21 protein-coding genes are annotated in these 22,667 nt (G+C 70.0%); 9 read left to right on the plus strand and 12 right to left on the minus strand.

Features of this window, described 5'->3' with window-relative positions; translation table 11 throughout:
* Positions 1 to 236 precede the first annotated feature (236 nt).
* Complete coding sequence (locus tag OG352_RS23560; RefSeq protein WP_329219566.1) at positions 237 to 1,874, minus strand: ABC transporter permease; 1,638 nt, start codon at positions 1,872 to 1,874, stop codon at positions 237 to 239.
* Complete coding sequence (locus OG352_RS23565) at positions 1,871 to 2,821, minus strand: ABC transporter ATP-binding protein (RefSeq protein WP_329219568.1); 951 nt, start codon at positions 2,819 to 2,821, stop codon at positions 1,871 to 1,873. The genes OG352_RS23560 and OG352_RS23565 overlap by 4 nt, the downstream gene beginning before the upstream one ends.
* 74 nt (positions 2,822 to 2,895) lie before the next feature.
* Here OG352_RS23565 and OG352_RS23570 point away from each other — a divergent pair, with 74 nt between their 5' ends.
* Entirely contained in the window at positions 2,896 to 3,390 is a 495-nt protein-coding gene (locus OG352_RS23570) for a GbsR/MarR family transcriptional regulator (RefSeq protein ID WP_329219569.1), read from the plus strand.
* 51 nt (positions 3,391 to 3,441) lie between these two features.
* Here OG352_RS23570 and OG352_RS23575 read toward each other — a convergent pair whose 3' ends face one another.
* Together OG352_RS23575 and OG352_RS23580 are read right to left on the minus strand one after the other, a co-directional pair.
* Complete coding sequence (locus tag OG352_RS23575) at positions 3,442 to 4,959, minus strand: APC family permease (RefSeq protein ID WP_329219570.1); 1,518 nt, start codon at positions 4,957 to 4,959, stop codon at positions 3,442 to 3,444.
* Between the two features lie 270 nt (positions 4,960 to 5,229).
* Complete coding sequence (locus OG352_RS23580) at positions 5,230 to 6,138, minus strand: diacylglycerol kinase (RefSeq protein WP_329219572.1); 909 nt, start codon at positions 6,136 to 6,138, stop codon at positions 5,230 to 5,232.
* A 197-nt stretch (positions 6,139 to 6,335) separates the two neighbouring features.
* On the opposite strand from OG352_RS23580, the gene OG352_RS23585 reads away from it, so the two are divergent.
* Positions 6,336 to 7,619: an adenylosuccinate synthase gene (locus OG352_RS23585; RefSeq protein WP_329219573.1), complete on the plus strand. Its 1,284-nt coding sequence runs from the start codon at positions 6,336 to 6,338 to the stop codon at positions 7,617 to 7,619.
* 93 nt (positions 7,620 to 7,712) lie between these two features.
* On the opposite strand, the gene OG352_RS23590 is transcribed toward OG352_RS23585, so the two are convergent.
* Positions 7,713 to 8,327 (minus strand): Uma2 family endonuclease, encoded by a 615-nt coding sequence (locus OG352_RS23590; RefSeq protein ID WP_329223934.1) that lies wholly within the window; start codon positions 8,325 to 8,327, stop codon positions 7,713 to 7,715.
* Positions 8,328 to 8,530: 203 nt separating this feature from the next.
* On the opposite strand from OG352_RS23590, the gene OG352_RS23595 reads away from it, so the two are divergent.
* Entirely contained in the window at positions 8,531 to 10,357 is a 1,827-nt protein-coding gene (locus tag OG352_RS23595) for a bifunctional metallophosphatase/5'-nucleotidase (RefSeq protein WP_329219575.1), read from the plus strand.
* Between the two features lie 43 nt (positions 10,358 to 10,400).
* Here the strand turns inward: OG352_RS23595 and OG352_RS23600 are convergent, their stop codons facing one another.
* The 3 genes from OG352_RS23600 to OG352_RS23610 all read right to left on the minus strand — a co-directional run bounded on the left by OG352_RS23600 (position 10,401) and on the right by OG352_RS23610 (position 12,311).
* Entirely contained in the window at positions 10,401 to 11,003 is a 603-nt protein-coding gene (locus tag OG352_RS23600) for a TetR/AcrR family transcriptional regulator (protein WP_329219576.1), read from the minus strand.
* A gap of 223 nt (positions 11,004 to 11,226) precedes the next feature.
* Positions 11,227 to 11,478, minus strand: a complete 252-nt coding sequence (locus OG352_RS23605; RefSeq protein WP_329219578.1) for a DUF397 domain-containing protein — start codon at positions 11,476 to 11,478, stop codon at positions 11,227 to 11,229.
* Entirely contained in the window at positions 11,475 to 12,311 is an 837-nt protein-coding gene (locus tag OG352_RS23610; RefSeq protein WP_329219579.1) for a helix-turn-helix domain-containing protein, read from the minus strand. The genes OG352_RS23605 and OG352_RS23610 overlap by 4 nt, the downstream gene beginning before the upstream one ends.
* 124 nt (positions 12,312 to 12,435) lie before the next feature.
* Between OG352_RS23610 and OG352_RS23615 the strand changes: the two genes are divergently transcribed.
* The 5 genes from OG352_RS23615 to OG352_RS23635 all read left to right on the plus strand — a co-directional run bounded on the left by OG352_RS23615 (position 12,436) and on the right by OG352_RS23635 (position 15,069).
* On the plus strand, positions 12,436 to 12,834 hold the full coding sequence (locus OG352_RS23615) for a hypothetical protein (RefSeq protein WP_329219580.1): 399 nt from the start codon (positions 12,436 to 12,438) through the stop codon (positions 12,832 to 12,834).
* 144 nt (positions 12,835 to 12,978) lie between these two features.
* On the plus strand, positions 12,979 to 13,830 hold the full coding sequence (locus OG352_RS23620; RefSeq protein ID WP_329219582.1) for a hypothetical protein: 852 nt from the start codon (positions 12,979 to 12,981) through the stop codon (positions 13,828 to 13,830).
* Between the two features lie 121 nt (positions 13,831 to 13,951).
* Positions 13,952 to 14,218: a hypothetical protein gene (locus OG352_RS23625; RefSeq protein ID WP_329219584.1), complete on the plus strand. Its 267-nt coding sequence runs from the start codon at positions 13,952 to 13,954 to the stop codon at positions 14,216 to 14,218.
* On the plus strand, positions 14,218 to 14,673 hold the full coding sequence (locus OG352_RS23630; protein WP_329219586.1) for a hypothetical protein: 456 nt from the start codon (positions 14,218 to 14,220) through the stop codon (positions 14,671 to 14,673). Before OG352_RS23625 ends, OG352_RS23630 begins: the two co-directional genes overlap by 1 nt.
* A 102-nt stretch (positions 14,674 to 14,775) precedes the next feature.
* On the plus strand, positions 14,776 to 15,069 hold the full coding sequence (locus OG352_RS23635) for a hypothetical protein (protein ID WP_329219587.1): 294 nt from the start codon (positions 14,776 to 14,778) through the stop codon (positions 15,067 to 15,069).
* 15 nt (positions 15,070 to 15,084) lie between these two features.
* On the opposite strand, the gene OG352_RS23640 is transcribed toward OG352_RS23635, so the two are convergent.
* The 4 genes from OG352_RS23640 to OG352_RS23655 all read right to left on the minus strand — a co-directional run bounded on the left by OG352_RS23640 (position 15,085) and on the right by OG352_RS23655 (position 20,532).
* Positions 15,085 to 15,735, minus strand: a complete 651-nt coding sequence (locus OG352_RS23640; protein WP_329219588.1) for a hypothetical protein — start codon at positions 15,733 to 15,735, stop codon at positions 15,085 to 15,087.
* 101 nt (positions 15,736 to 15,836) lie between these two features.
* Positions 15,837 to 18,320 (minus strand): dolichyl-phosphate beta-glucosyltransferase, encoded by a 2,484-nt coding sequence (locus OG352_RS23645; RefSeq protein WP_329219590.1) that lies wholly within the window; start codon positions 18,318 to 18,320, stop codon positions 15,837 to 15,839.
* Positions 18,317 to 19,018, minus strand: a complete 702-nt coding sequence (locus OG352_RS23650) for a GntR family transcriptional regulator (protein WP_329219592.1) — start codon at positions 19,016 to 19,018, stop codon at positions 18,317 to 18,319. The genes OG352_RS23645 and OG352_RS23650 overlap by 4 nt, the downstream gene beginning before the upstream one ends.
* 158 nt (positions 19,019 to 19,176) lie before the next feature.
* Complete coding sequence (locus tag OG352_RS23655) at positions 19,177 to 20,532, minus strand: aspartate aminotransferase family protein (protein WP_329219593.1); 1,356 nt, start codon at positions 20,530 to 20,532, stop codon at positions 19,177 to 19,179.
* Positions 20,533 to 20,830: 298 nt separating this feature from the next.
* Here OG352_RS23655 and OG352_RS23660 point away from each other — a divergent pair, with 298 nt between their 5' ends.
* Entirely contained in the window at positions 20,831 to 22,636 is a 1,806-nt protein-coding gene (locus OG352_RS23660; protein WP_329219595.1) for a protein kinase domain-containing protein, read from the plus strand.
* Positions 22,637 to 22,667: the final 31 nt, after the last annotated feature.

Consider the following 22,667-nt stretch of genomic DNA (forward strand, 5'->3'; position numbering starts at 1 on the left):
CACGTCACTGCGTTCCGGTTCCGGTTCCAGTTCCGATTCCGATTCATGCCCGGAGGGACGGGATGCGGCCTCCCTCGGTTCGCGCCGCCGGATCGCCTCGTCGCCTTGTCGCGCCGCCCCGTCGTCGCGCCGCCCCGTCGTCACGTCGCCCCGTCGTCACGTCGCCCCGTCGTCACGTCGCCCCGTCGTCACGTCGCCCCGCCGCCCCGCCGCCCCGCCGCCCCGTCGTCACGTCGTCACGTCGTCATGTCCCGTCGTCTCAGGCCCGCCAGACCGCCCGCCACCAGCAGCGCCGCCGCGCCCGACAGCAGCAGCACCGGGGTCCACGCCATCTCCCCGCCCGGCAGTTTCGGCAAGTGGGCGAAGGGGGAGGCGTCCAGGATCGCCTGGGGTGCGTTCAGGGCCGGGCCGATCCAGCCGACGAGGAGGACCGCGCCCGCCACTCCCCACGCGGCCGGGGCCAGACGCGGGGCTGTGCCGTAGAGCAGGACCGTCAGGCCGCCGACCAGCCAGATCGCCGGGAGCTGCACCAGGCAGGCGCCCAGGATCGGCAGGACCTGCTTGCCGTAGCCCGCTGCGAAGCCGAGGCCCGCCAGGAGCATGATCAGGGCCGCGCCGCCGAAGGCGATCGCCAAGTGCCCGGCGGCCCAGCGCAGTCGGCCCACCGCGTTCGCCAGGACCGGTTCCGCCCGCCCCGACGTCTCCTCGCCGTGCAGCCGCAGGACGGACGCGACCACGTACAGCGTCGCGATCAGGCCCAGCATGCCGATCATCGCGGCGAGGAACGCGTCCGTCAGGCCCGACGACTGCCCGCCCATCCGCTCGAAGATCTCGCGGGCCTTGGCGTTGTCGCCGACCAGGTCGGCCGCGCCGTCCGCCAGGCCGCCGTACACCACCCCCGCGAGGAAGAAGCCGACGCTCCAGCCCAGCACACCGCCCCGTTGCAGTCGCCAGGCCAAGGCGGATGCCGTCCGTAGGGCTCCCGCTGCCGGGCCCATGGGGGTCCCCCAGCTCGAGCGGAGCCGAGAGCGGGGGAGGGTCGGGAGGAAGCTCATGCCGACGTCCCGGCGGTCGGCCAGGCCGTACGCCACCGCGCCCTGCGCCGCCACCGCCGCCGCGAACAGCAGCAGCACCCACCACCGTTCGTCCGCGAAGGCCCGCAGGTTCTCCAGCCAGCCGAGCGGGGACAGCCAGGTCAGGAGCGATGATCCTCCCCCAGGGCCGAAAGCCTGGGAGGTGCCCCCATCCGCCGACGAGTCGCCCGCCGCGCGCAGGACGAACGCGGCCCCCAGCACGGCCGCCGTCAGGCCCCGCGCCAGCCGCGTGCTCTCCGTCAGCTGCGCGACGATCGCCGCCGTCGTCGCGAACAGCATGCCGACCCCGGCCAGTCCGAGGCCGAACGCGAGCGCGCCCGCCGCGCCCTGGCCCGCCAGACCCGCCGCGACCAGCAGGGCGAGTACGGCGTTGGCGACGCCGGCCGCGAGCAGCGCCGCCGTCAGGGAGGCGCGGCGGCCGACCATGCCCGAGGCGATCAGCTCCTGACGGCCGCTCTCCTCCTCGTCGCGGGTGTGCCGTACGACGATCAGGAGGCTGGTCACGGCGGCGAGCGCACCGGCGTACACGCCCACCCGCCAGGCCGTGAGCGCGCCGAGCGAGTCGTCGAAGACGGGGCCGATCAGGGCGCGCAGGGAGGCGTTGGCCGCCAGTTGGCCGAGCAGGTCGGCGCGGTCGGCGGGGGTGGCGTACAGGCCCTTCAGGGTGTTCGGCATGGAGAGGACCATCAGGGTGTTCACGGCCACCCAGACGGGGATCAGCACCCGGTCGCGGCGCAGCGCGAAGCGCAGGAGCGGGGCGGTGCCCGCGAGCGTGCTCATGCCCGAGCCTCCTGCTGGTTCTCCAGGTGGTTGTCCCGCCGGTCTTCCTGGCGGTCTTCCTGCCGGTCTTCCTGGTAGTGGCGCAGGAACAGTTCCTCCAGCGTGGGTGGCGTCGACGTCAGGGAACGGATGCCCGAGTCCGTCAACGACCGCAGTACGGCGTCGAGTTCGGCGGTGTCGACCTGCAACCGCACCCGGTTTCCCCGGACTTCGAGGTCGTGCACGCCGGGGAGGTGGGCCAACCCGTTGGGCGGGCCCGCGAGTTCGGCCGTGACGCTGGTGCGGGTGAGGTGGCGGAGGTCGGCCAGGGAGCCCGTCTCGACGGTGCGGCCGTTGCGGATGATGCTGACGCGGTCGCAGAGTTCCTCGACCTCGCTGAGGATGTGGGAGGAGAGGAGGATCGTCCGGCCGCGGTTTCGTTCCTCCTGCACGCAGCGCTGGAAGACCTCCTCCATCAACGGGTCCAGGCCGGACGTCGGCTCGTCGAGGATGAGGAGGTCGACGTCCGAGGCGAACGCGGCCACCAGGGCGACCTTCTGGCGGTTGCCCTTCGAGTACGTGCGGCCCTTCTTGGTGGGGTCCAGCTCGAAGCGGTCGATCAGTTCGGCGCGCCTCCCGGCGTCCAGGCCGCCGCGCAGCCTGCCGTACAGGTCGATGACCTCGCCGCCGGAGAGGTTGCGCCACAGGGTCACGTCGCCGGGGACGTACGCGATGCGGCGGTGGGCCTCGACCGCGTCGGTCCACGGGTCGCGGCCGAGGACCTGGGCGGCGCCCGAGTCGGCGCGCAGCAGGCCGAGCAGGACGCGGATGGTGGTGGACTTGCCGGCGCCGTTGGGGCCGAGGAAGCCGTGCACCTCGCCGGTCTCGACCTCCAGGTCGAGGCCGGCGAGCGCGTGGGTACGGCCGAAGGACTTGTGCAGTCCGGACACCGTGATGGCCTTCGTCATGGTTCCGAACGTACGCTTCTTTCAGAAATTTGTGAAGTTAAGGAACTGTATGAAGCTCGGGTTAGGGTGAGGGTATGACCGAATCAACGGAGGCCGGACGGGACGCGGAAGCCGTGTCGAAGTTCGTCGAGTCCTTCGCGGCGCAGCTCGTCGAGGCCGGGATGCAGCGCATGCCCGCCCGGATCTTCGCCGCGCTGCTCTCCTCCGACGAGGGCGCGATGACCTCCGTCGAACTGGGCGAGCAGTTGCGGATCAGCCCCGCGGCCGTCTCCGGCGGGGTGCGCTATCTCGCGCAGCAGCACATGGTGTCCCGGGAGCGTGAACCCGGTTCGCGGCGCGAGCGCTACCGGGTGCACAGCAACCAGTGGTACGAGGCCCTCACCAACCGCGAGGCCGTCCTCAAGCGGTGGGAGGTCGCTCTGCGCGAGGGCGTCACCAGCCTCGGCGGCGACACCCCGGCGGGACGGCGCATGGCCGAGACGCTCGCCTTCTTCGAGTTCGTCGACGGCGAGATCGCGGCCATGATGGAACGGTGGCGGGTGCACCGCGAGGAGCTCTTCGGGGCCTGAAATCCCCTACAGGCAACGGCTGTTACCCGCCTTGGCCTACCGTTCCTCGGTCTACCGTTCCTTCGTCTCCTCCAGCACCGTCCGCCCCAGCAGCAGGTAGCGGGACGGGTCGCGCCGCTTGAGGTACTGGGCGTAGCCGAGGCCGGCCACCGCGATCAGTACGACGAGCCACGGCGTCGCCTTCAGCACCAGCGAGCCCGATTCCGGCCCCGCCGCCACGCCCATGTTGGACACCAGCAGCGCGACCACGGCGAGCATCGCGATGCCGCCGATGAGCGGGGCGGTGAAGGTCCGGAACCAGTGCCGGCTCTCGGGGTGGTGCGAGCGGAAGTAGACCAGCACCGCGAACGAGCACACCGCCTGGACGACGAGGATCGCCATGGTGCCGAGGATCGCGAGCAGGACGTACGTCCCCGTGTACGGGTCCTTGCCCGCGGCCCAGAACGCGCCGATCAGGACGGCCGAGACGACCGTCTGGACCAGGCCCGCGATGTGCGGGGAGCCGTGCCGGGCGTGGGTGCGGCCGACGGTGTTCTTCAGGGACGGCAGGACGCCCTCGCGGCCCAGCGCGTACATGTAGCGGGCGGCGCAGTTGTGGAAGGCCATGCCGCAGGCCAGCGAGCCGGTGATCATCAGCCACTGCATGACGTCGACCGCCCAGTGGCCGACGTAGCGCTCGGTCGGGCCGAAGAACAGGCCGAACGGGTCGGCGGTGGCGACCTTCACCGCCGAGGACTCGCCGGTGCCCGTGATGGCCATCCAGGAGACGAAGACGTAGAAGACGCCGACGCCCAGGACCGAGATCATCGTCGCCTTGGGGATGATCTTCTTCGGGTTGCGGGACTCCTCGCCGTACATCGCCGTCGACTCGAAGCCGACCCACGACCAGAAGGCGAAGAAGAGGCCGAGGCCCGCGCTGGTGCCCTTGAAGGCGTTGACCGGGTTGACCGGGTCGAGGCTGAAGCCGTCCGGGCCGCCGCCGTGGAAGGCGACCGAGATCGCCATCGCGGCGAGGATCGTCACCTCGGTGGCGAGGAGGACGACGAGCAGTTTCTCGGCGACGGAGACGCCGAACCAGGTGCCCGTCGCGTTGACGGCGAGCATCAGCAGCGCGAACGCCCACCACGGGACGGCCAGGCCCGTCTGGTCCTCGAGGGTCGTGGTGGCGAAGGACGAGAAGATGCCGATCAGCGCCGGTTCGAACACGGCGTAGGCGAAGGTCGCGAGGAGGCCCGAGGCGAGGCCGACCGAGCGGCCGAGGCCGTAGGAGATGAAGCCGTAGAAGGCGCCGGTGGAGGTGATGTGCTTCGCCATCGACGTGAAACCGACGGAAAAGATTGCCAGGACGACCATTGCGACGAGGTAGCTGGCCGGGGCCCCGACGCCGTTGCCCGACGAGACCATGAAGGGCACGTTGCCGGTCATCGCGGTGATCGGCGCCGCCGTCGCGACGGCCATGAAGACCACGCCGAGCAGGCCGATGGCGTTGGGCTTGAGCCGGTGAACGGTGCCGTCCGCTCCCTCCGCGCCCGTCTCCGCCGCCGAGGCGACTCCCTCGTCCACTGCCATCGAGGTGGCCCCTCTCCTGGTCGTCCGCCGCCGTGCTGGACCGGAACTCTGTCGCCCGAATGAGTCGGTCAAGGGTGTCGGCACGTTAAATACTTGTCAACCAGACCTTTAGAAACCCACGCCGGCAGAAACCCACGCCGGCAGAAACCCTCGCCGGCAGAAACCCTCGCCGGCAGAAACCCACGCCGGCAGAAACCCACGCCGGCAGAAACCCTCGCCGGCAGAAACCCTCGCCAGCAGAAACCCCCGTCGGCAGAAATCCTCACCGGCTCACCGTCCCGGCAGCATCAGCCCAAGCGCTCCCTCCCGTGCCGTCCACGTCCGGCGTCGTACCGGTCCGGCGACGGTCGTGTCCGCTCGGTAGTGGAAGTCCGTGCCCGAGACGGTCACCGTGTGGCCCCGGGCGCGGAGGGGGGCCGCGTCCGCGCCGAGGGACAGGGGGCGTACCTCCACGATGGCCGTGCCGGAGGGGCCCGGGGACACCGAGACCGCCGCCACCGGCTGGTCGAGGTCGATCAGCGTCACGCCGTCGACCTCGATGCGCAGCCGGGCCGGTCCGGGCGGGGCGGGGGCGGGGGAGAGGCGGGAGGGCCGTGACGGGACCAGGGTGCGGACAAGCGACTGGTACGTCCGCAGCCAGTGCCGGCCGGCGTGCGCGAGCCCGGCGCCCTCCACCATGTCCGTATGGTCCGCACGATCCGGATCGCCCGTTTCGTCGTCCGGGCTGTGCGGAGTGAGCGGTACCGGTGGGATGCGGAGCGCGCCCAGTACCACCCCGTCGCTGTCGTCGATGAGCACGTCAAGACGGCGTTCGGTGCCGTCCAGGGCGGCCCGGGCCGCCGCCACGACCCCCCGGGGCACCCCCAGGGCGTGCGCGACGCTCAGGGACGCGCCCACCGGCACCACCGACAGGACGCATTCGGCCAGTGCCCGCTGCCGGTGCAGCAGGGCCACCGCGCGGATCAGCGCACGGTCGTCGCCGACGACCACCGGCCGCCGCGAACCCCGCCGGGACAGCACCCGGGCGAATTCCTCCGGATCCTCAGGCAGACACACCTTCGTACTCGCCGCACCCGCGCTGAGCACGTCTTTCGCGATGCGGACGGACTCCCCGTCCGTGCACCGGGCAGCCGGATCGATGATCACCAGCAGCTGATCGGACGTCGGAGAAGTCGCCACCTCGGTCCTGCCTCGCTTCCTCGGGTAGCATCTTTGTGCAAGAGCCCCTTGCGCTATTGCGCCAGGGGCTTCGTCTATTCCGGGGCATCCGGGTCCGACAACTGGCGACCGGCAACGGTCGCGGTGCACGCGGTGGCACGAACTGCCGCGTACGCCCCTGACCTTGGACATGCCCCACCCGGAAGGGGTGTACGCGCGTGCCCGCACTTGTGCTGCTCGGTGCTCAGTGGGGTGACGAAGGCAAGGGAAAGGCCACCGACCTTCTCGGTGGCTCGGTGGATTATGTAGTGCGCTACCAGGGCGGCAACAACGCCGGCCACACGGTCGTCGTCGGCGATCAGAAGTACGCACTCCACCTGCTCCCTTCCGGAATCCTGTCACCCGGCTGTACGCCGGTCATCGGTAACGGTGTCGTCGTCGACCCGTCGGTCCTGCTCTCCGAGCTGAGCGGTCTGAACGAGCGCGGCGTCGACACGTCGAAGCTGCTGATCAGCGGCAACGCGCACATCATCACGCCCTACAACGTGACTGTCGACAAGGTGACGGAACGCTTTCTCGGAAAGCGCAAGATCGGCACAACCGGGCGCGGCATCGGCCCGACCTACGCCGACAAGATCAACCGGGTCGGCATCCGCGTCCAGGACCTGTACGACGAGTCGATCCTCACGCAGAAGGTGGAGGCGGCGCTCGACGCCAAGAACCAGCTGCTGACCAAGCTGTACAACCGCCGTGCGATCGCCGTCGACCAGGTGGTGGAGGAGCTGCTCGGCTACGCCGACAAGCTCGCCCCCTACGTCACCGACACGGTCCTGCTGCTGAACCAGGCGCTGGAGCAGAACAAGGTCGTCCTCTTCGAGGGCGGTCAGGGCACGCTCCTCGACATCGACCACGGCACGTACCCCTTCGTCACCTCGTCGAACCCGACGGCCGGCGGCGCCTGCACGGGCGCGGGCGTGGGCCCGACGAAGATCAGCCGGGTCATCGGCATCCTGAAGGCGTACACGACGCGTGTCGGCTCGGGTCCGTTCCCGACGGAGCTGTTCGACGCGGACGGCGACGCGCTGCGCCGCATCGGCGGCGAGCGGGGCGTGACGACCGGCCGTGACCGCCGCTGCGGCTGGTTCGACGCGGTCATCGCCCGGTACGCGACCCGCGTCAACGGCCTGACGGACTTCTTCCTGACGAAGCTCGACGTCCTGACGGGCTGGGAGCAGATCCCCGTCTGCGTGGCGTACGAGATCGACGGCAAGCGGGTCGACGAACTCCCGTACTCGCAGTCGGACTTCCACCACGCGAAGCCGATCTACGAGACCCTGCCCGGCTGGTCCGAGGACATCACGAAGGCGAAGTCCTTCTCCGACCTCCCGAAGAACGCCCAGGCCTACGTCAAGGCCCTGGAGGACATGTCCGGCGCCCCGATCTCCGCGATCGGCGTCGGCCCCGGCCGGGACGAGACGATCCAGATCAACTCGTTCCTGTAGGCCAACTCGTTCCTGTAGGACGGCAGTTCAGCGCCCTTCTCACACGTGTGCCCCCGCCCGGCGTCGGACCGGACGGGGGCACACGCGTGTGCGTCACTTCTCGGGCGGCGCGGGGGCCGGGGCCTGGAAGCCGGTGGTGTCGAGGGTGCAGCCGAAGGGCGCGGGAATGTCGAGCTTCTCGCCGAACGGTTTGGTGAGACGGGACTCGTATCCCTTGGCCGACGGCGTCCACAGGACGGTGGCCTGCTCTTCCTGCATGTCGAGGATCAGGTAGACGGGAACGCCCGCCTTCCCATAGGTCTCGACCTTGTCGGTCAGGTCGTCGAACCGGGTGGAAGAGGAGGTCAGCTCGGCAACGAAGGAGAGGGCTTCGCCGTCCAAGTGGTTGCTGGTGCTCTGGTGGGCGCTCATGTGAGACGCGTGGATGTCGGGGCCGTAGGCGCGCTCGGATCCCGGAAACACGTAAAGGAACGGGCCTGAAGTGATCCGGTGCCCTTCGGGCAGGTGAGGTTGCAACTGATCGCACACCAAATGCATGACCGTGAGGTAGTACGCCCTCGACCACGGCGACACGACGATGTTCCCCTTGATGATCTCGGCTTTGAAGCCGTCCGGCACGTACAGCTCGTCGAGGGCGTCCAGCAGATCCTCGAAGCTGGGGGACTCTGTGCCGCTTATCGTGATCGGTCGCTCAGCCATCAACGTCATGATGCGCCCTTCTATCGAGGCTGACCATGCGGCACTCAGCGTAGTCGAGCGAGCGCACTCCGGCAGTCCGTCGATCATTTCCTTTTGTTGACCTGCTCATGGCATGCCGCTGGTTTTCGAAGGGGGTCGCCCGCGACCAACATCTACGCGTGTAGTCACCCCGCACGCCTCCCTTTCGCCAGCCCTCCCCCAGGAGCCCTGCCATGCCCGTCAATCCCCTGAATCGCCGTGAGTTCGTGCAGAAGTCGGCCGTTACCGGGGCGGCTGTCGCCGTTGCCGGGAGTGTGGGGGCCGGTAGCGCCCAGGCTGCCGAGCGCAAGGGTGCCAAGCCGGTGAAGAAGCCGCGGACCTGGTCGTTCTCCATTCTCGGGACCACCGACCTGCACAGTCACGTCTTCGACTGGGACTACTACACCGACGCCGCCTACAAGGACGGCAAGGGGAACTCGGTCGGGGTCGCGCGGGTCGCCACGCTCATCAAGGAGCAGCGGAAGGCCAAGGGCGAGGAGCGGGTGCTGCTGGTCGACGCCGGGGACATCATCCAGGGGACCTCCCTCGCCTACTACTTCGCGCGCGTCGCCCCGATCACCGGGACGAACGGCAAGAAGGGGCCGCAGCACCCCATGGCCGTCGCCATGAACCACATGCGCTACGACGCCGCCGCCCTCGGCAACCACGAGTTCAACTACGGCATCGAGGTGCTGCGGAAGTTCGAGAGCCAGTGCCACTTCCCGCTGCTCGCGGCCAACGCCCTCGACGCCAAGACGCTGCGGCCCGCCTTCGCCCCGTACACCGTGAAGCGGATCTGCGTGCCGGGCGCGCCCGACATCAAGGTCGGCATCCTCGGCCTCACCAACCCGGGCATCGCGCTGTGGGACAAGGACAACGTCGCCGGGAAGATGGTGTTCCCGGGGCTTGTCGAGCAGGCGAAGAAGTACGTGCCGAGGCTGCGGGCGCTGGGCTGTGACGTCGTCTTCCTCACCGACCACTCGGGCCTGGACGGCTCCTCGTCCTACGGCGACGAACTCCCCTACGTCGAGAACGCCTCCAACCTCGTCGCCGAGCAGGTCCCCGGCATCGACGCGATCCTCGTCGGTCACACGCACGTCGAGGTGCCGTCGTACACGGTGAAGAACGCGGAGACCGGCGAGGACGTGCTGCTGTCGGAGCCGTACTGCTGGGGCTACCGGCTCAGTGTCTTCGACTTCGAGGTCGAGTTGGAGCACGGCCGCTGGAAGGTCGTCGGCAAGACCGCCCAGACCCTCAACCCGAACACCGTGGACGAGGACCCGGAGATCAAGAAGCTCCTGAAGGCCGACCACGAACTCGTCGTGAAGTACGTCAACACGGCCGTCGGCACCTGCACGGCCGACCTCTCGGCGGCGGAGTCCTGCTGGAAGGACGTCCCCATCATGGACTTCATCCACGAGGTCCAGACGAAGACGGTCGCCGCCGGACTCTCCACCGCCGACGCCGCCCTGCCCCTCATCTCCGTCGCCGCGCCCTTCAGCCGCACCGCCGACATTCCGGCCGGCGACGTCAGCATCCGCGACATCGCCGGGCTCTACATCTACGACAACACCCTGTACGGCAAGAAGCTCACCGGCGCCCAGCTCAGGGACTACCTGGAGTTCGCGGCGAAGTACTACCACCAGGTTCCGGCGGGGACGAAGGTCGACACCGCCACCCTCACCAACGCCAACAGTTTCTGGGACTACATGTACGACACGGCGGCGGGCGTCGACTACGAGATCGACATCGCGGCGGCCGAGGGGTCCCGGATCAAGAACCTCAGCTACAAGGGTGCCGCCGTCGCCGACGACCAGGTCTTCGTCGTCGCCGTGAACAACTACCGGGCCAACGGCGGCAGCGGCTACCCGCACATCGCCGCCGCGCCCATCGCCTACAGCTCCACCAACGAGATCCGCCAGTTGATGATCGACTACGTCACGGCCAAGGGCGCGCTCGACCCGGCCGACTTCGCCGCCGCCAACTGGAAGCTGACGCAGTCCGGAACGCCGGTGTTCTGACGCGGCGCTTCCGCCGCCGGCTCTCTGCCTTGGCCTTCTGCGGTCAGTCGCGGGGTGTGCTCGGGCAGGGGCCGTCGTGGCTGGTGTTCAGGCACGTGTGCAGGTACAAGCTGAGCCGGGCGTCGAGGACCGTGCGGTCGGTCGGGGCATGGGATGGCGGCGGCGCGAGTGCGAACGGCGATGCCATGGCGAGCAGGGTCCAGGACATGGGCTCCCGCTCCGCCATGCCCGGGTATCGGACGTAGAGACGGTTCTGGAGCCAGAGCAGTGCGCGTAGGTGCAGTGACGTGTCCGGATGTGTCAGGGCGGAGAGGAGGAGATCGGGGTTCGTCCGGGCCGTCGCCACCATCACCGGGTGCTCGCGCACCAGGCGGGCCGCGCGCACGATCTGCGCCACCAGCATGCACGGTGGTGACAGTTCGTATCCTGCGTTGCTCGCCCGCTGCAGGAGGCGGTCCAGCTCCGCCGTGCATGCCTTGAGGATCAGTACTCGCTGATCCGGCCAGTTCCGGTACAGGAACTGGCGATTGGTGTCGGCGAGGCGGGCGATCTGAGCGATCGGCGGCCGATGCGGGCCGTGCTCGGCCATAGTGTCGAGCACGGCGCGGTAGACGGTGCCCATTCCCGGTGGCGCGTAGGTGTTCATGAGGGCCAGCGTGCCGGGGGAGCGGCGCGTGGGGGATGGATTCGGGCTCGGCTCCCCCGGAGGGGAACTATGCGCCGTGGAAATGTGACAGATGAAGGTGCGGGTGTCACATTTTTCTGGAGAGGGGGTGCTCCCTCCACGGCGATGCGGCCGGATCCGCCGGCGACTCAAGGGGCGCTGGGGTACCTGGTCGTGAGAACTGTGACAGTTGGGGGTGCGAGTGTCACAGTTCTAGGGGGAGGGTGGTGAGGAGGGCGGCCCAGGCCCCGGAGGAGACGGTCACCACCGGCCCGTCCGAATTCTTCGAGTCCCGGATGTGGACGGCGGCGGGGCAGGCGGCTATTTCGACGCAATTACCGCCGCCGCCATCGCTGTACGAGGACTTGTGCCAGGTGTACGCGGTCTCGACGCAGTCGCCGCCCCCGCCGTCGCTGTAACTGGACTTGAACCACTGAAGGGTCCCTGTGCCGGTCATTCCTGCTCTCCTGCCAACCGTTCGATGAGGCTCAGCGAGTCGTCGGGACTCAGGGCCTGTGCGCGGATCTTCGCATAGCGGTGGGCGAGTTGGGCCACTTCCGGCGGATTGCTTACCAGGATGCCCTGGTCCTCGATCTCCATGAAAACGACGTGGTCGTGGTCCTCGGTGACAACAATTTTCATGGGGCCACGCTCGCCCGCGTGCGCACCGCGCAGTCCGCGGTTCATCGGGAGAACTTGGATGCAGATATTGTCCCGCTGGGCGTCGTTGGCGAGCGAGCGTAGTTGCTCGCGCAAGATGTCCCAGCTACCGAACGGCCGCCGCAACACGCTCTCTTCGAGGATCAGCTCGATCATCGGAGCAGGCTCGCGGTCGAAGAGCGCTCGGCGGGCGACCCGCGCCTCGACGAGTTCGTCCTCCTTCTGTTTGGAGACAGGGGGATAGCTGCCGTGGATGACGGCCCGGGCATACGCCTCGGTCTGGAACAGCCCGTCGAGGACGAAGCTCGCGTACGAGCAGATTGTGACCGCGCCCGCCTCCATCTCGCTGAAGCCTCGGAAGCGCGCGGGGTACTTCTCCAGCAGCATCCACTTGCGTGCCTTCTCGAAGAGGCCCAGCCCACCGCCGATCGCCTTCTCCAGCGCGACCAGCATCTTGTCGCTCGCGGGCTGGGCGCACGTCTCCATCGCGCTGATCGCGGAGGCGGTGTAGCCGATCATCTTGCCCAACTCCTCCTGAGTCAGACCAAGTTGCTCGCGCAACGCCTTCGCCAGTGCGGCGACCATCCGTGCCGTACCGCTCGCTACCACCTTGTTCTCCGCCCGCGCCATGCGGTCACCCCCGGACTCAACTGAACTCAACCGGTCACCAGTTGTCTCCGCTGATTTCCGACCGTTGTGGAGAGTCGACGGAGAGTTATGGAAGACGGTAGGTCAGCTTCAGGACACTGTCCTCATGAATACGCAAAGTGACCTGGACTGGCTTCCGGAATCCGGCGTTCAAATCCGGAAGGCAGGCGTCCAGTTCGACGCCGTGCGGCTGGACGGCGACCGGGGACGCCAGATCGCCGACCTGCTGGCGCGGATGACCGGAGGCGACCCCGGGCCGATCATCGAGACGGCGAGCGGACGCCGGTGCGTCTACTTCCTCGTGCCGCCCGGCAGCACCGCCCATCTGGCCTGGCCGGAAGGGGTGACGCGCATGACCTGCGGTCCGGACAAGGAGTGGTTCATCCCCGTCCCCGCGCTGGACGACATGACGTGGCCGCTGTTCTGGCGTTACCGGCCCACCGCACCCGACCGCTTCGTCCACACGCTTCTTCTGCGCGCCGTCACACTTCACTCCGAGGAGTGAAACGTGGGAACTTCCGCCCGGGAAAACCCAGTTCCGGCTTGCTTTCGTCGCTTTGCGTGCCCGTAGAGTCACGCCAACGAAACGCCCCCGCGGTGCGCCAACACCCGGGGGCTCGGCACCAGGTCCAACACATAAGGACACCCAATGCGCATTCATCGTACGACGCCCACGCGCGCGTTTTCAGTCTTCTCCAACGCCCTTCTCCGCGACCGGAGTCTCTCCTGGTGTGCGGTAGGCGTACTGACGTACCTCATCAGCCTCCCGGACGGCGCTCGCGCCACCATCCGAACCCTCGCCGAGCAGCGCAAGGAAGGCAGGGCGCGGATCGCCTCCGCCCTGCATGAGCTGGAGGAATCCCGGTATCTGCGGCGGGTGGTGCGGCAGGACGCGCAGACGCGTCACTTCTCCACGGTGTACGAGGTATTCGACACTCCGTACGAGGACGAACCCCCGGCGGGTGAACCGGAAAAAGTTCAGGACCGGGCCTTCGGCGAATCGGGAGACCCGGCCGGGGGCGCTACCCCTTCGGGGGAAAACACCGGGACACAAGACCCTCCCTCCCCGCCGCTTGTCGAGCCCGACGAGCCGGCCGAGCCGGAAGAGGAGTCGGAGCAGGAGCCGGAACCGAGCGAACGCACCGCGTTCGCCGCGAAGTTCCTCGGCTCGCTCGGCCGTACGCACCCGGGGCTCACGCTCGGTGCCGCCGAGGCGTTGCGGCTCGCGCCGCTCGTGGAGGCGTGGTGGGACGCGGGGGCGAACACCTCGCAGGTGCGGGCCGCGCTGACGGACGGGCTGCCGTCTCCCGTCCACTCGCCGCAGGCGTTGATCGAGAACCGGCTGCGCCGTAAGCGCCCGGCTGCGCCGACGCCGGCTCCCGCCACGACCGTCGAGCTCGAACTGCGCAAGCCCGGCGCGACCGCCTTCCGCGACGCCGCCCGACGCGGCGGCGCGACGGTCCGCGCCCTGCTGCGAGGCCAGCAGCCCGCGCCCGCGTAGGCGCAAGCGCACACAGATTCCCGGCCTGCTCTCGCCTGCCGGGTCCTTCGAAAGAAACGGAGTGTCGATGACCGTCACACTCGTACGCCCTGAGGTGGTATACCGCCGGTATACTGTGCTCATGGCTGACACCACGATCAAGGTCGACCCCGCTGTCCGTGACCGGCTTCAGGAGCTCGCCCGGGAGCGCGGGATGAGCATGCGCGACCTCGTTGCCCAGTTGGCCGGGGCCACCCCGACCAAGGAAGAGCTGCACAAGCAGTACGAGGAGACCAAGGCGTACGTGGAGGAGCACTTCCTCGGCAGGCCGTACACCGAGGAGGACGAGAAGGCCGGCGAGAAGCTGTGGGCCGACCTCGAGGCCGGGCGTATCGGGGAGGTCCAGTAATGGACGAGAAGCGCTATCCGCTGCCGCGTGCCGTCATCTTCGACGACACCGCCGCGCTCGCACTGGGTGCGGGGAACAGCATGGCCTCCCGGCTCGTCGTCGAGGCGGAGAAGGACCCCGCTCTGCGGGTCTACATTCCCGCGCTGAGCTTGGCCGCCGCCGAGCGCGAGCGGGCCGGAGTCGCCGAGCATGTGGGCGCGTTGCCGTCCGTCAACATCGAGGGGCTCGACTTCGCGGCTGCCGCGTCCGTCGGCAAGCGTCTGCGGACGGCGGGTGCGGCGGACGCGGGCGAGGAGCCGGCCGGCAAGACCGAGGACGACTGGAGCGGCGCCCACGTGCTGCATCTCGCGCTGCCGACCGTCGAGTGGCCGCACGGCCGTCCCGTCCTGACCAGGACACCGACGCGCTACCGGGGTACGGGTATCCGGACCATCCGCATCGTCGAACAGCGTTGAGCGGCGCCGGGTAGGGCGCCCACCGGGCGCGCCCTACCCGGCATTCCGGGCATATCATGACGTTGTCTGTCCGCGTGCATCGACCAGAAGAAGGTGACTGCGATGCGCATGATGCTGAAGGCGTCCATGGACACGGAGAAGGCCAACGAGGCCATCCGGAACGGGACTCTCGGGAAGTTGATCGAGGAGTCGATGGCGCAGCTCAAGCCCGAAGCGGCCTACTTCACCACCGACCACGGCAAGCGCACCGCCTTCCTGTTCTTCGACATGGAGGAGAGCTCGCAGATGCCGGTGCTCAGCGAGCCGTTCTTCCTCAACCTCGACGCCGAGATCTCCTACAACCCCGTGATGAACATGGAGGACGTGCAGAAGGGTCTCGCACAGCTCGGGCGCTGAAAGCCATCAGCCGACTCAGCTGAAGACGATCATCGAGCCCTGCGCCAGGCTGCGGGTCGCTGCCGCGTGCAGGCCGAGCCACACGTGCCGTTCCCGGGCGAACGGGCTGGGATCGTACGGTGCCGCGACGGCAGGTTCCTCCAACTCCGTGGGACCGGCGGGGGGTTGGGGGGCGGCTGGCGGATTGGCCGGATCGATGCCGATCGACGGGGCCACGAACTCCAGTTCCCGCAGCAGGGATTGGGCGGAGCCCAAGGGGCCGCCGCCCGCGAGGAGTTCGTCGTTGGAGAGCGGGGCGGGGAAGTCGACGGGGACGTACGCGCCCGCGTGGTCGTAGTGCCAGACCAGGTGCGACTGCTGGGCCGTCGCCTCGAACATCTCCAGGAGCTGTTCGTAGTCACCGCCCAGCTCGCCCACCGGCGTCACCGGCAACTGGCACACCTGGAGCAGGTAGGCGCGGCGCAGGAAGTGCAGGGCGTCGTAGTCGAAGCCGGCCACCGGGGCGACCTCGCCGGACAGGCCGGGCATGTACTGGTACACCGGCACCGGCGGGAGGCCCGCCTCGGCGAGCACCTTGTTGTACTGGGCGAGTTCGTCGGCGAAGGGATTGTCGGGGGTGTGGCACAACACGTCGACGAGCGGCACGAGCCACAGGTCACAGGCCAAAGAGAGCTCCTCACTCAGCGCGTTGCACGGTGCGTTGCATGGTGTGTTGCACGGGCGGTACGGCAATGCCGGTCAGGGAAGGGTAGTCGCTGCCGCGCACCTCAGCTCCTGTTCTGCGTCCCCTCGTGCAGGTCCCATACCCACACTCCGGCCACCCGCCTACCCGGCCGGCCCACCAGTTTCTCCACCGTCTCACGCAGCCGCTCGACGCGCGGCTGCGGGGCGAGCACCAGGGCCCCCGCCCGCCAGTACGCGAGGTCCTCGCGGGTCGCGGCCCGGGCGCGGGCGTCGACCACCGGGACCACGCCCGTGTACCGCACGTCGCGCAGCAGACTCGCCGTGAAGCGCAGCGGGACGCCGTAGACGCCGGTGCGGTCGCCGTCGCCGTACGGCCCGTTGAAGTAGCCGCCGGGCATCCGGAAGCCGAGGCCGGTCGCCGTCTGCCAGTGCAGCGCCTCGGCGTCCTCGGGCTCGGCGAGCGGCACGGGGACGAGGGTCTCGCCGGGGCGGACGTACGCCTTCCAGGTGCCGTCGGTGAAGAAGGCGGGGACCTCGGTGCGCGGCTCGGACTTCAGCGGGGCCGGGAGGAGGGGGAGCAGGGCGACGGAGACGGCGAGCAGTCCGGCGTACTGGGTGCTGAGGCGGCGGGCGTGGGCCAGCCGGTCGACGGCCAGGGCGAGCAGCATGCCCAGCGCCGGGGCGCAGACCAGCGCGACCCGGCTCTCGATGACCGACTCGAACAGGGGGAGACCGGCGAACAGGGTCCAGGGGCCGGGGATTGTGGTGCCGGTGAGGGGGAGGGCGATGCTCGGGCCGAGGGACAGCACCGCAGCCGCTGCCGCCGTGCAGGCCAGCGCCTTCACTGCGGGCCGCCGCCACAGTCCTACCGTGATCGCGAAGGCCAGCAGGGCGAGTGGCCAGCCGTAGAAGGCGTTCTGTTCGGTCGGGTTGAGGGAGAGGGCGTCGGCGCGGCCGGCGTCGCCCGCGATCAGGGAGCGCTCGGCGAACGAGAGCAGCGCGCGCACGGAGTTGGCGACGCCGGGCGCGGTGCCGTGGTCGATGCCCGAGTAGCTCTGCGGGCCGGAGAACTGCCAGGCCAGGGGGTAGAGGACGAGCGGGAGGCAGACTGCGGCGGCGATCGCCAGGCCGTTCAGCAGGGGGCGGGCGGCGCTGCGCGCGACGTCGGGGCGTACGACGCCGTACGCGACCGCGAAGAGGAGCATGCCCAGCGCGGCGAGCAGCAGCGGCTCCTCGCCGAGGAAGAACTGGTAGGCCGCCATCAGGCCGAGGACGACCGCGTCCCGGGTGACCCGCGCACCGGTCGTCAGGCGCAGGGCGCGCTCGATGATCGGCGGGATCATGAACAGGACGACGAAGTTCGGGTGGGCGTTGGCGTGGCTGATCATCGGCGGTGCGAACGCGGCCACCGCGGCCCCGGCGAAGGCGGCGGGGCGCAGCCGGACGAGCCGGCGCACGATCAGCCGGTACCAGGCGGTGGCGGTGGCGGCCAGGCCCAGCGCCATCACCAGGCTGAGGGTGACGGCCGGGCCGAGGAGCAGGGTGACGGGGGTGAGCGGGACGGACAGGCCCAACATCGTCGTGTTGGCCATCAGGTTCACGCCGCCGGGGAAGCCCTGGAGGTCGGTGAAGAGGGGATTGCGCAGGTGGGCGACGTTGTCGGCGGTCACCGCGAAGAACCACTCCCACTGGTTCTGGTCCTGGAGGGAGTCGGTGAGATAGCGGTGGGCGGGGTCCAGGACGCGGCCCGAGTAGAGGGCCGTCGCCATCGCGAGGAAGAGGACGACGGCCAGGACGTCCGCAGGGCGCAGCCGCAGCACCGGGATCCGTATCCGGGCCAGGTCGCGCAGGAAACGGAGGTAGTCGGTGGGGCGGACCTTCGAGCCGGGCTGGTGCGACCAGTGCACGGGCACCTCGGCGACCGGCCAGTCGGCGCGCTGGAAGTGCCGCAGCACCTCCACGTCGATGGCCCAGCCGTTGAGACGGGAGGCGGCGAACGCGGCGCGGGCCTTGTCGCCGTCGAAGAGCTTGAAGCCGCACTGGGTGTCGCGTATCCCGCGCAGGGTGGTCCGGCGGATGAGCAAGTTGCCTGCCTTGCCCAGGAGTTCGCGTATGCGGTGCTGCCGGTCGCCAAGTGTCGCGCCGGGCACGGCGCGTGAGCCGACCGCCGCCTCATGCCCGTCGGCGAGTGCCTTCTCCAGCCGCCCCAACTCCCCGACGGGGGTGGCGAGATCGGCGTCCATGACGAGAACGTGACCGCCCCGGCTGGCGGCGACCCCGAGCCGCAGGGCGTGCCCCTTGCCCCGGTTGCCGGAACCGACGACGAGCTTCACGCGGGGGTCGCTGCGGACGGTGACGAGTTCGCGGGTGGCGTCGGTGGAACCGTCGTCGGCGACCAGGATCTCCCAACTGCCCCAGTGGCTCCCGGCCGAGTGGAGATGGCGGGTGACCGCGTCCAGGGTCGCGGCGAGCCGGCGTTCCTCGTTGAAGGCGGGGATGACGACGGACAACTCGACGGCGGCGGTCGGGGCGGTGGGCCTGTCCGGGGCGGCGGGCCTCCCGCTCATCCGGCCGCCAGCCGCTCGATCAGGGTGATGGAGTCGTCGTTGTAGGCGGCGAGGACCACGCGGGCCGCGTCGGTGTCGCGGGCGTACAGGGCGTCGACGAGTTCGGTGTGGCCGGACCACAGATGGCCGCGCAGATCCGCCAGCCGCCGCAGGTGCTGCACCGTGCACACCCAGGACTGCAGACGCAGCCGGTGCAGGAAGTCGGCGAGGTAGGGGTTGCCGTACAGGCCGCTCAGCTCGCGCCAGAAGCGCAGGTCGTAGCCGATGAGGACGGTCAGGTCACCGGCGGACGCGGCCCGCTTCGCCGCCTCGCCGCGCCGGCGCACGCCCGCGATGACGGCGGCCGTCCGGGGCTCCTCGAAGTTCAGGTGGGGCCGCCGGCCCTCGTCCACGGCGAGGAACATCCCCTCGATGATCAGGCTGCGCGCCTGGACCATGCCCCGGTAGTCGTCGACGGAGTACTCGTGGACCCGGAAACCCCGGTGCTGGTCGGCCTCCAGCAGACCCTGCGCCGAAAGATCGACGAGGGCCTCGCGGACGGGGGTCGCGGAGACGCCGTACTGCTCGGCGATCTCCTTCACCGTGAACTCCTGCCCCGGCTGCAACCGTCCCCCCAGCACCTCGTCGCGGAGCGCGTCGGCGATCTGTTGTCGCAGGGTGCTGCGCGTCACGGCGCCGTTGCCGCTGCTGCCGGACATGGTCGAGGCGTCTCCATCGTCAGGGGCGGAAGAAGGGTGCGTGCTCGTCGGTATGTACGAGCACGCCACCTTACGCGTTCGAAGATTTCAAGCCCCTACATGTGCAGCAACCAGCCTGTGTACTCCGCTCGGTGCTCTTCCTCTCCTGCTGCACTCCGTCACTCCGTGTACTCGTCGGCGACCGACAGCGCCGCGTCCAGCGCCGCGAGCCCCTCCTTCACCTCCGACTCGCAGACGTTGAGCGGCGGCACGAAGTGGGTCCTGTTCATGTTCACGAACGGCCACACCCCGGCCTTCTTCGCGGCGGCGGTGAAGGCGGCCATCGGCGCGTTCGCCTCACCGGCGGCGTTGTACGGCACGAGCGGCTCGCGGGTCTCCCGGTTCTTCACCAGCTCGACCGCCCAGAACATGCCGGCCCCGCGCACCTCGCCCACGCTCGGGTGCCGCTCGGCCAGCTCCGCCAGCCCCGGCCCGACGACGGACGCGCCCAGGTCCCGCGCGTTGTCGACGATCCCCTCCTCCGCCATGACGCCGATCGTCGCGACGGCGGCGGCGCAGGCCAGCGGATGCCCGCAGTACGTCATACCGCCGGGATACGGCCGCTTCGCGAAGGTCTCCGCGATCGCGCCCGAGATGGCGACACCGCCGAGCGGCACGTATCCGCTGTTCACACCCTTGGCGAAGGTCATCAGGTCGGGCGTGACGTCGTACAGGCCGGCCGCGAACCACTCACCGGTGCGCCCGAAACCGGCCATGACCTCGTCCAGGACGAAGACGATCCCGTACCGGTCGCAGATCTCCCGGACCCCGGCGAGGTAGCCGGGCGGCGGGAGCATGATCCCGGCGGTGCCGGGGACGGTCTCCAGGATGATCGCGGCGACCGTCCCCGGCCCCTCGAAGGCGACGGTCGTCTCCAGGTGCTCCAGCGCCCGCGCGCACTCCTGCTCCTCCGTCTCCGCGTAGAAACGGGAGCGGTACAGGAACGGCGCCCAGAAGCGCACCACCCCGGCGGAGGCGCTGTCGGAGGGCCAGCGGCGCGGGTCGCCGGTGATGTTCACGGCCTGCTGGGTGCTGCCGTGGTAGGAGCGGTAGGCGGAGAGCACCTTCGCGCGCCCGGTGTGCAGTCGGGCCATGCGCACGGCGTGCTCGACGGCGTCCGCGCCCCCGTTGGTGAAGAAGATCTTGTCCAGGTCGCCGGGGGTCCGCTCGGCGATCAGCCGGGCCGCCTCCGCACGGGCCTCGACGGCGAACGCGGGCGCGAAGGTGGTCAGGCGCGCGGCCTGCTCCTGGATCGCGGCGACGACCTTCGGGTGCTGGTAGCCGATGTTCGTGAAGACGAGCCCGCTGGTGAGGTCGAGATACCGGTTGCCGTCGTAGTCCCAGAAGTACGACCCTTCCGCGCCGGCCACGGCGAGCGGGTCGAAGAGCTCCTGCGCGGACCAGGGGTGGAAGACGTGCGCACGGTCCACGGCCTTCATGGCCGCGCCGGCCTGGGGGTCGGTCTGAGGGATCATGGCGGCGAGCGTAGAAGCCCGCGAGGCGGCGGCGGTATCGGCGTCATGTTCCGTCGTCGGGGCGATTCCGCGACAGGTTGTCGGGCGTGGGGGAGGGGATGGGGAGGGGACGGGGAGGAGGCAGAGCCCGCCGAGGTCGTACGGGTGCTGGAGCGTGCTGGAGTGCCTGACCGAGGTGCCGGACGGCCTGGAACCGCCGCCGCCCGTTACGGAACCGTAGACATCGAGCCACTCGACTCCCCGAACGGCCGGTTTATCCTCGGCTCGGTCATACATGTGGGGGAAAGGCGGCGCTGCCATGGAGAAGCTGGGGATCGGGGACCCGCAGCGCATCGGCGGCTACCGGCTGCTCGCGCGGCTGGGGGCGGGCGGGATGGGGCGGGTCTACCTCGCCCGTTCGGACCGGGGGCGGACGGTCGCCGTGAAGCTGGTCCGGCGGGAACTGGCGGCGCGCGAGGAGTTCCGGGCGCGTTTCCGGCAGGAGGTGCGCAACGCCCAGCGGGTCGGCGGGTTCTGGACCGCGCCCGTCCTGGACGCCGACACCGAGGCCGAGGTGCCCTGGGTGGCCACCGGCTACGTCGCCGGGCCGAGCCTCCAGCAGGTCGTGAGCCACGACCACGGGCCGCTGCCCGAGCGGTCGGTGCGCATCCTCGCCGCCGGGCTCGCGCACGCGCTGGCCAACATCCACGCGGCCGGGATCGTCCACCGCGACCTCAAGCCGTCCAACGTGATGGTCACCATCGAGGGGCCGCGCGTCATCGACTTCGGCGTCGCGCGGGCGCTGGAGAGCGTGACCGGCGACAGCCGGCTGACCCAGGCCGGCGCGGTGATCGGCTCGCCCGGCTTCATGGCCCCCGAGCAGGTGCGCGGCGACCCCGTCACCCCGGCCAGCGACGTCTTCTGCCTCGGCGCGGTCCTCGTCTACGCCGCCACCGGCGCCTTCCCCTTCGGCTCCGCCGACACCGGGGTGCACGCCCTGATGTTCCGCATCGCCGAGGACGAACCCGACCTCTCGGGCGTCCCGGAGGGCATCGCCGACCTGGTCCGCGCCTGCCTGCGCAAGGACCCGGCCGCCCGCCCCACCCTGGACGAGGTCCTGGAACTCACCGGCGCCGACGACACCGTCTCCGACGGCCGCTCCCGCGACCCCTGGCTGCCCGGCACCCTGGTGGCCCAACTCGGCCGCCACGCCGTGCGGTTGCTGGAGGTGGAGGACCCGGAAGCAGCGCAGAGCACGGGCGCGAGCTTCTTCGAACACCCGGCGACGGCCCCCGAGACGGCCCCCCGGACGGCCCCCGAGACGGCGCCGGAACACTCCGGCCCACGCGGCGACCCGTACGCACCGAACCGTCACCCCACCCTCCTCACGGGCCCCCACGGCATCCCGCCCCAGACACCCCCGCCCCCCACCCACCCGGCATACGGCCACCCCCGACAACACCCGTCCCCCGCCTACGGCCACCCGGCCCCGCCGTCGAGCGCCCCGGTCCCGTACAACCCGTACGCCGACGGGTTCACCGCCCCCGAGGAGCCCGAGCCCCCGCGCCGCAACGGCCGTACGACCGCGCTGCTGATCCTGATCGCCCTCGTCGTCGCGATCGCCGCGGGCGGCTCGGTGTACGCGTTCCTGACCGGCGACGACACCCCCGACACCGGCGCCGCCGCCTCCAACTCCCCCTCGGAGAAGGCCTCGACGCTGCCGCCCGAGTCCGAGTCCGCGTCCCCTGCGGATTCCCCCTTCCCCTCGCCGTCCCCGTCGGACGGTGTGGTCCCGGCGGGCTACCTCGGCGTCTGGACCACCACGATCGAGAACGCGAGCGGCACGAACAAGCGCCAACTCACCATCAGCCAGGGCGAGGTGGGCGACCCGGTACTGGGCCTGGTCGCCGAAGGCGACACGTACCGCTGCGAGTTCACCGCCGCCCTCACCAAACGCCCCGGCGGCAAAGGCCCGTTGGAGATCGGCCCCTCGAAGATCACCACCGGCGACCCCCTCACCGCGTGCAGCCCCGGCGCCGCCTCCGAGGTCACCCTGCTCGCCGACGGCCACCTGCAACGCGTCAACGCCGGCACGGGGGAGAAGCTGACGTACAGCAGGCGGTGAACATGCGCCCGGCGAACCTGTGCGGGCCCAG

It is taken from the genome of Streptomyces sp. NBC_01485, assembly GCF_036227125.1.
GTDB lineage: Bacteria > Actinomycetota > Actinomycetes > Streptomycetales > Streptomycetaceae > Streptomyces.

Coding starts and splice junctions, on each gene's coding strand:
- OG352_RS23635 (WP_329219587.1), top strand. CDS start 14,776: ATGCGCATGATGCTGAAGGCGTCCATGGACACGGAGAAGGCCAACGAG.
- OG352_RS23565 (WP_329219568.1), bottom strand. CDS start 2,821: ATGACGAAGGCCATCACGGTGTCCGGACTGCACAAGTCCTTCGGCCGT.
- OG352_RS23600 (WP_329219576.1), bottom strand. CDS start 11,003: ATGAACACCTACGCGCCACCGGGAATGGGCACCGTCTACCGCGCCGTG.
- OG352_RS23655 (WP_329219593.1), bottom strand. CDS start 20,532: ATGATCCCTCAGACCGACCCCCAGGCCGGCGCGGCCATGAAGGCCGTG.
- OG352_RS23610 (WP_329219579.1), bottom strand. CDS start 12,311: ATGGCGCGGGCGGAGAACAAGGTGGTAGCGAGCGGTACGGCACGGATG.
- OG352_RS23590 (WP_329223934.1), bottom strand. CDS start 8,327: ATGACGTTGATGGCTGAGCGACCGATCACGATAAGCGGCACAGAGTCC.
- OG352_RS23615 (WP_329219580.1), top strand. CDS start 12,436: ATGAATACGCAAAGTGACCTGGACTGGCTTCCGGAATCCGGCGTTCAA.
- OG352_RS23625 (WP_329219584.1), top strand. CDS start 13,952: ATGGCTGACACCACGATCAAGGTCGACCCCGCTGTCCGTGACCGGCTT.
- OG352_RS23630 (WP_329219586.1), top strand. CDS start 14,218: ATGGACGAGAAGCGCTATCCGCTGCCGCGTGCCGTCATCTTCGACGAC.
- OG352_RS23570 (WP_329219569.1), top strand. CDS start 2,896: ATGACCGAATCAACGGAGGCCGGACGGGACGCGGAAGCCGTGTCGAAG.
- OG352_RS23660 (WP_329219595.1), top strand. CDS start 20,831: ATGGAGAAGCTGGGGATCGGGGACCCGCAGCGCATCGGCGGCTACCGG.
- OG352_RS23575 (WP_329219570.1), bottom strand. CDS start 4,959: ATGGCAGTGGACGAGGGAGTCGCCTCGGCGGCGGAGACGGGCGCGGAG.
- OG352_RS23605 (WP_329219578.1), bottom strand. CDS start 11,478: ATGACCGGCACAGGGACCCTTCAGTGGTTCAAGTCCAGTTACAGCGAC.
- OG352_RS23650 (WP_329219592.1), bottom strand. CDS start 19,018: ATGTCCGGCAGCAGCGGCAACGGCGCCGTGACGCGCAGCACCCTGCGA.
- OG352_RS23595 (WP_329219575.1), top strand. CDS start 8,531: ATGCCCGTCAATCCCCTGAATCGCCGTGAGTTCGTGCAGAAGTCGGCC.
- OG352_RS23560 (WP_329219566.1), bottom strand. CDS start 1,874: ATGAGCACGCTCGCGGGCACCGCCCCGCTCCTGCGCTTCGCGCTGCGC.
- OG352_RS23620 (WP_329219582.1), top strand. CDS start 12,979: ATGCGCATTCATCGTACGACGCCCACGCGCGCGTTTTCAGTCTTCTCC.
- OG352_RS23645 (WP_329219590.1), bottom strand. CDS start 18,320: ATGAGCGGGAGGCCCGCCGCCCCGGACAGGCCCACCGCCCCGACCGCC.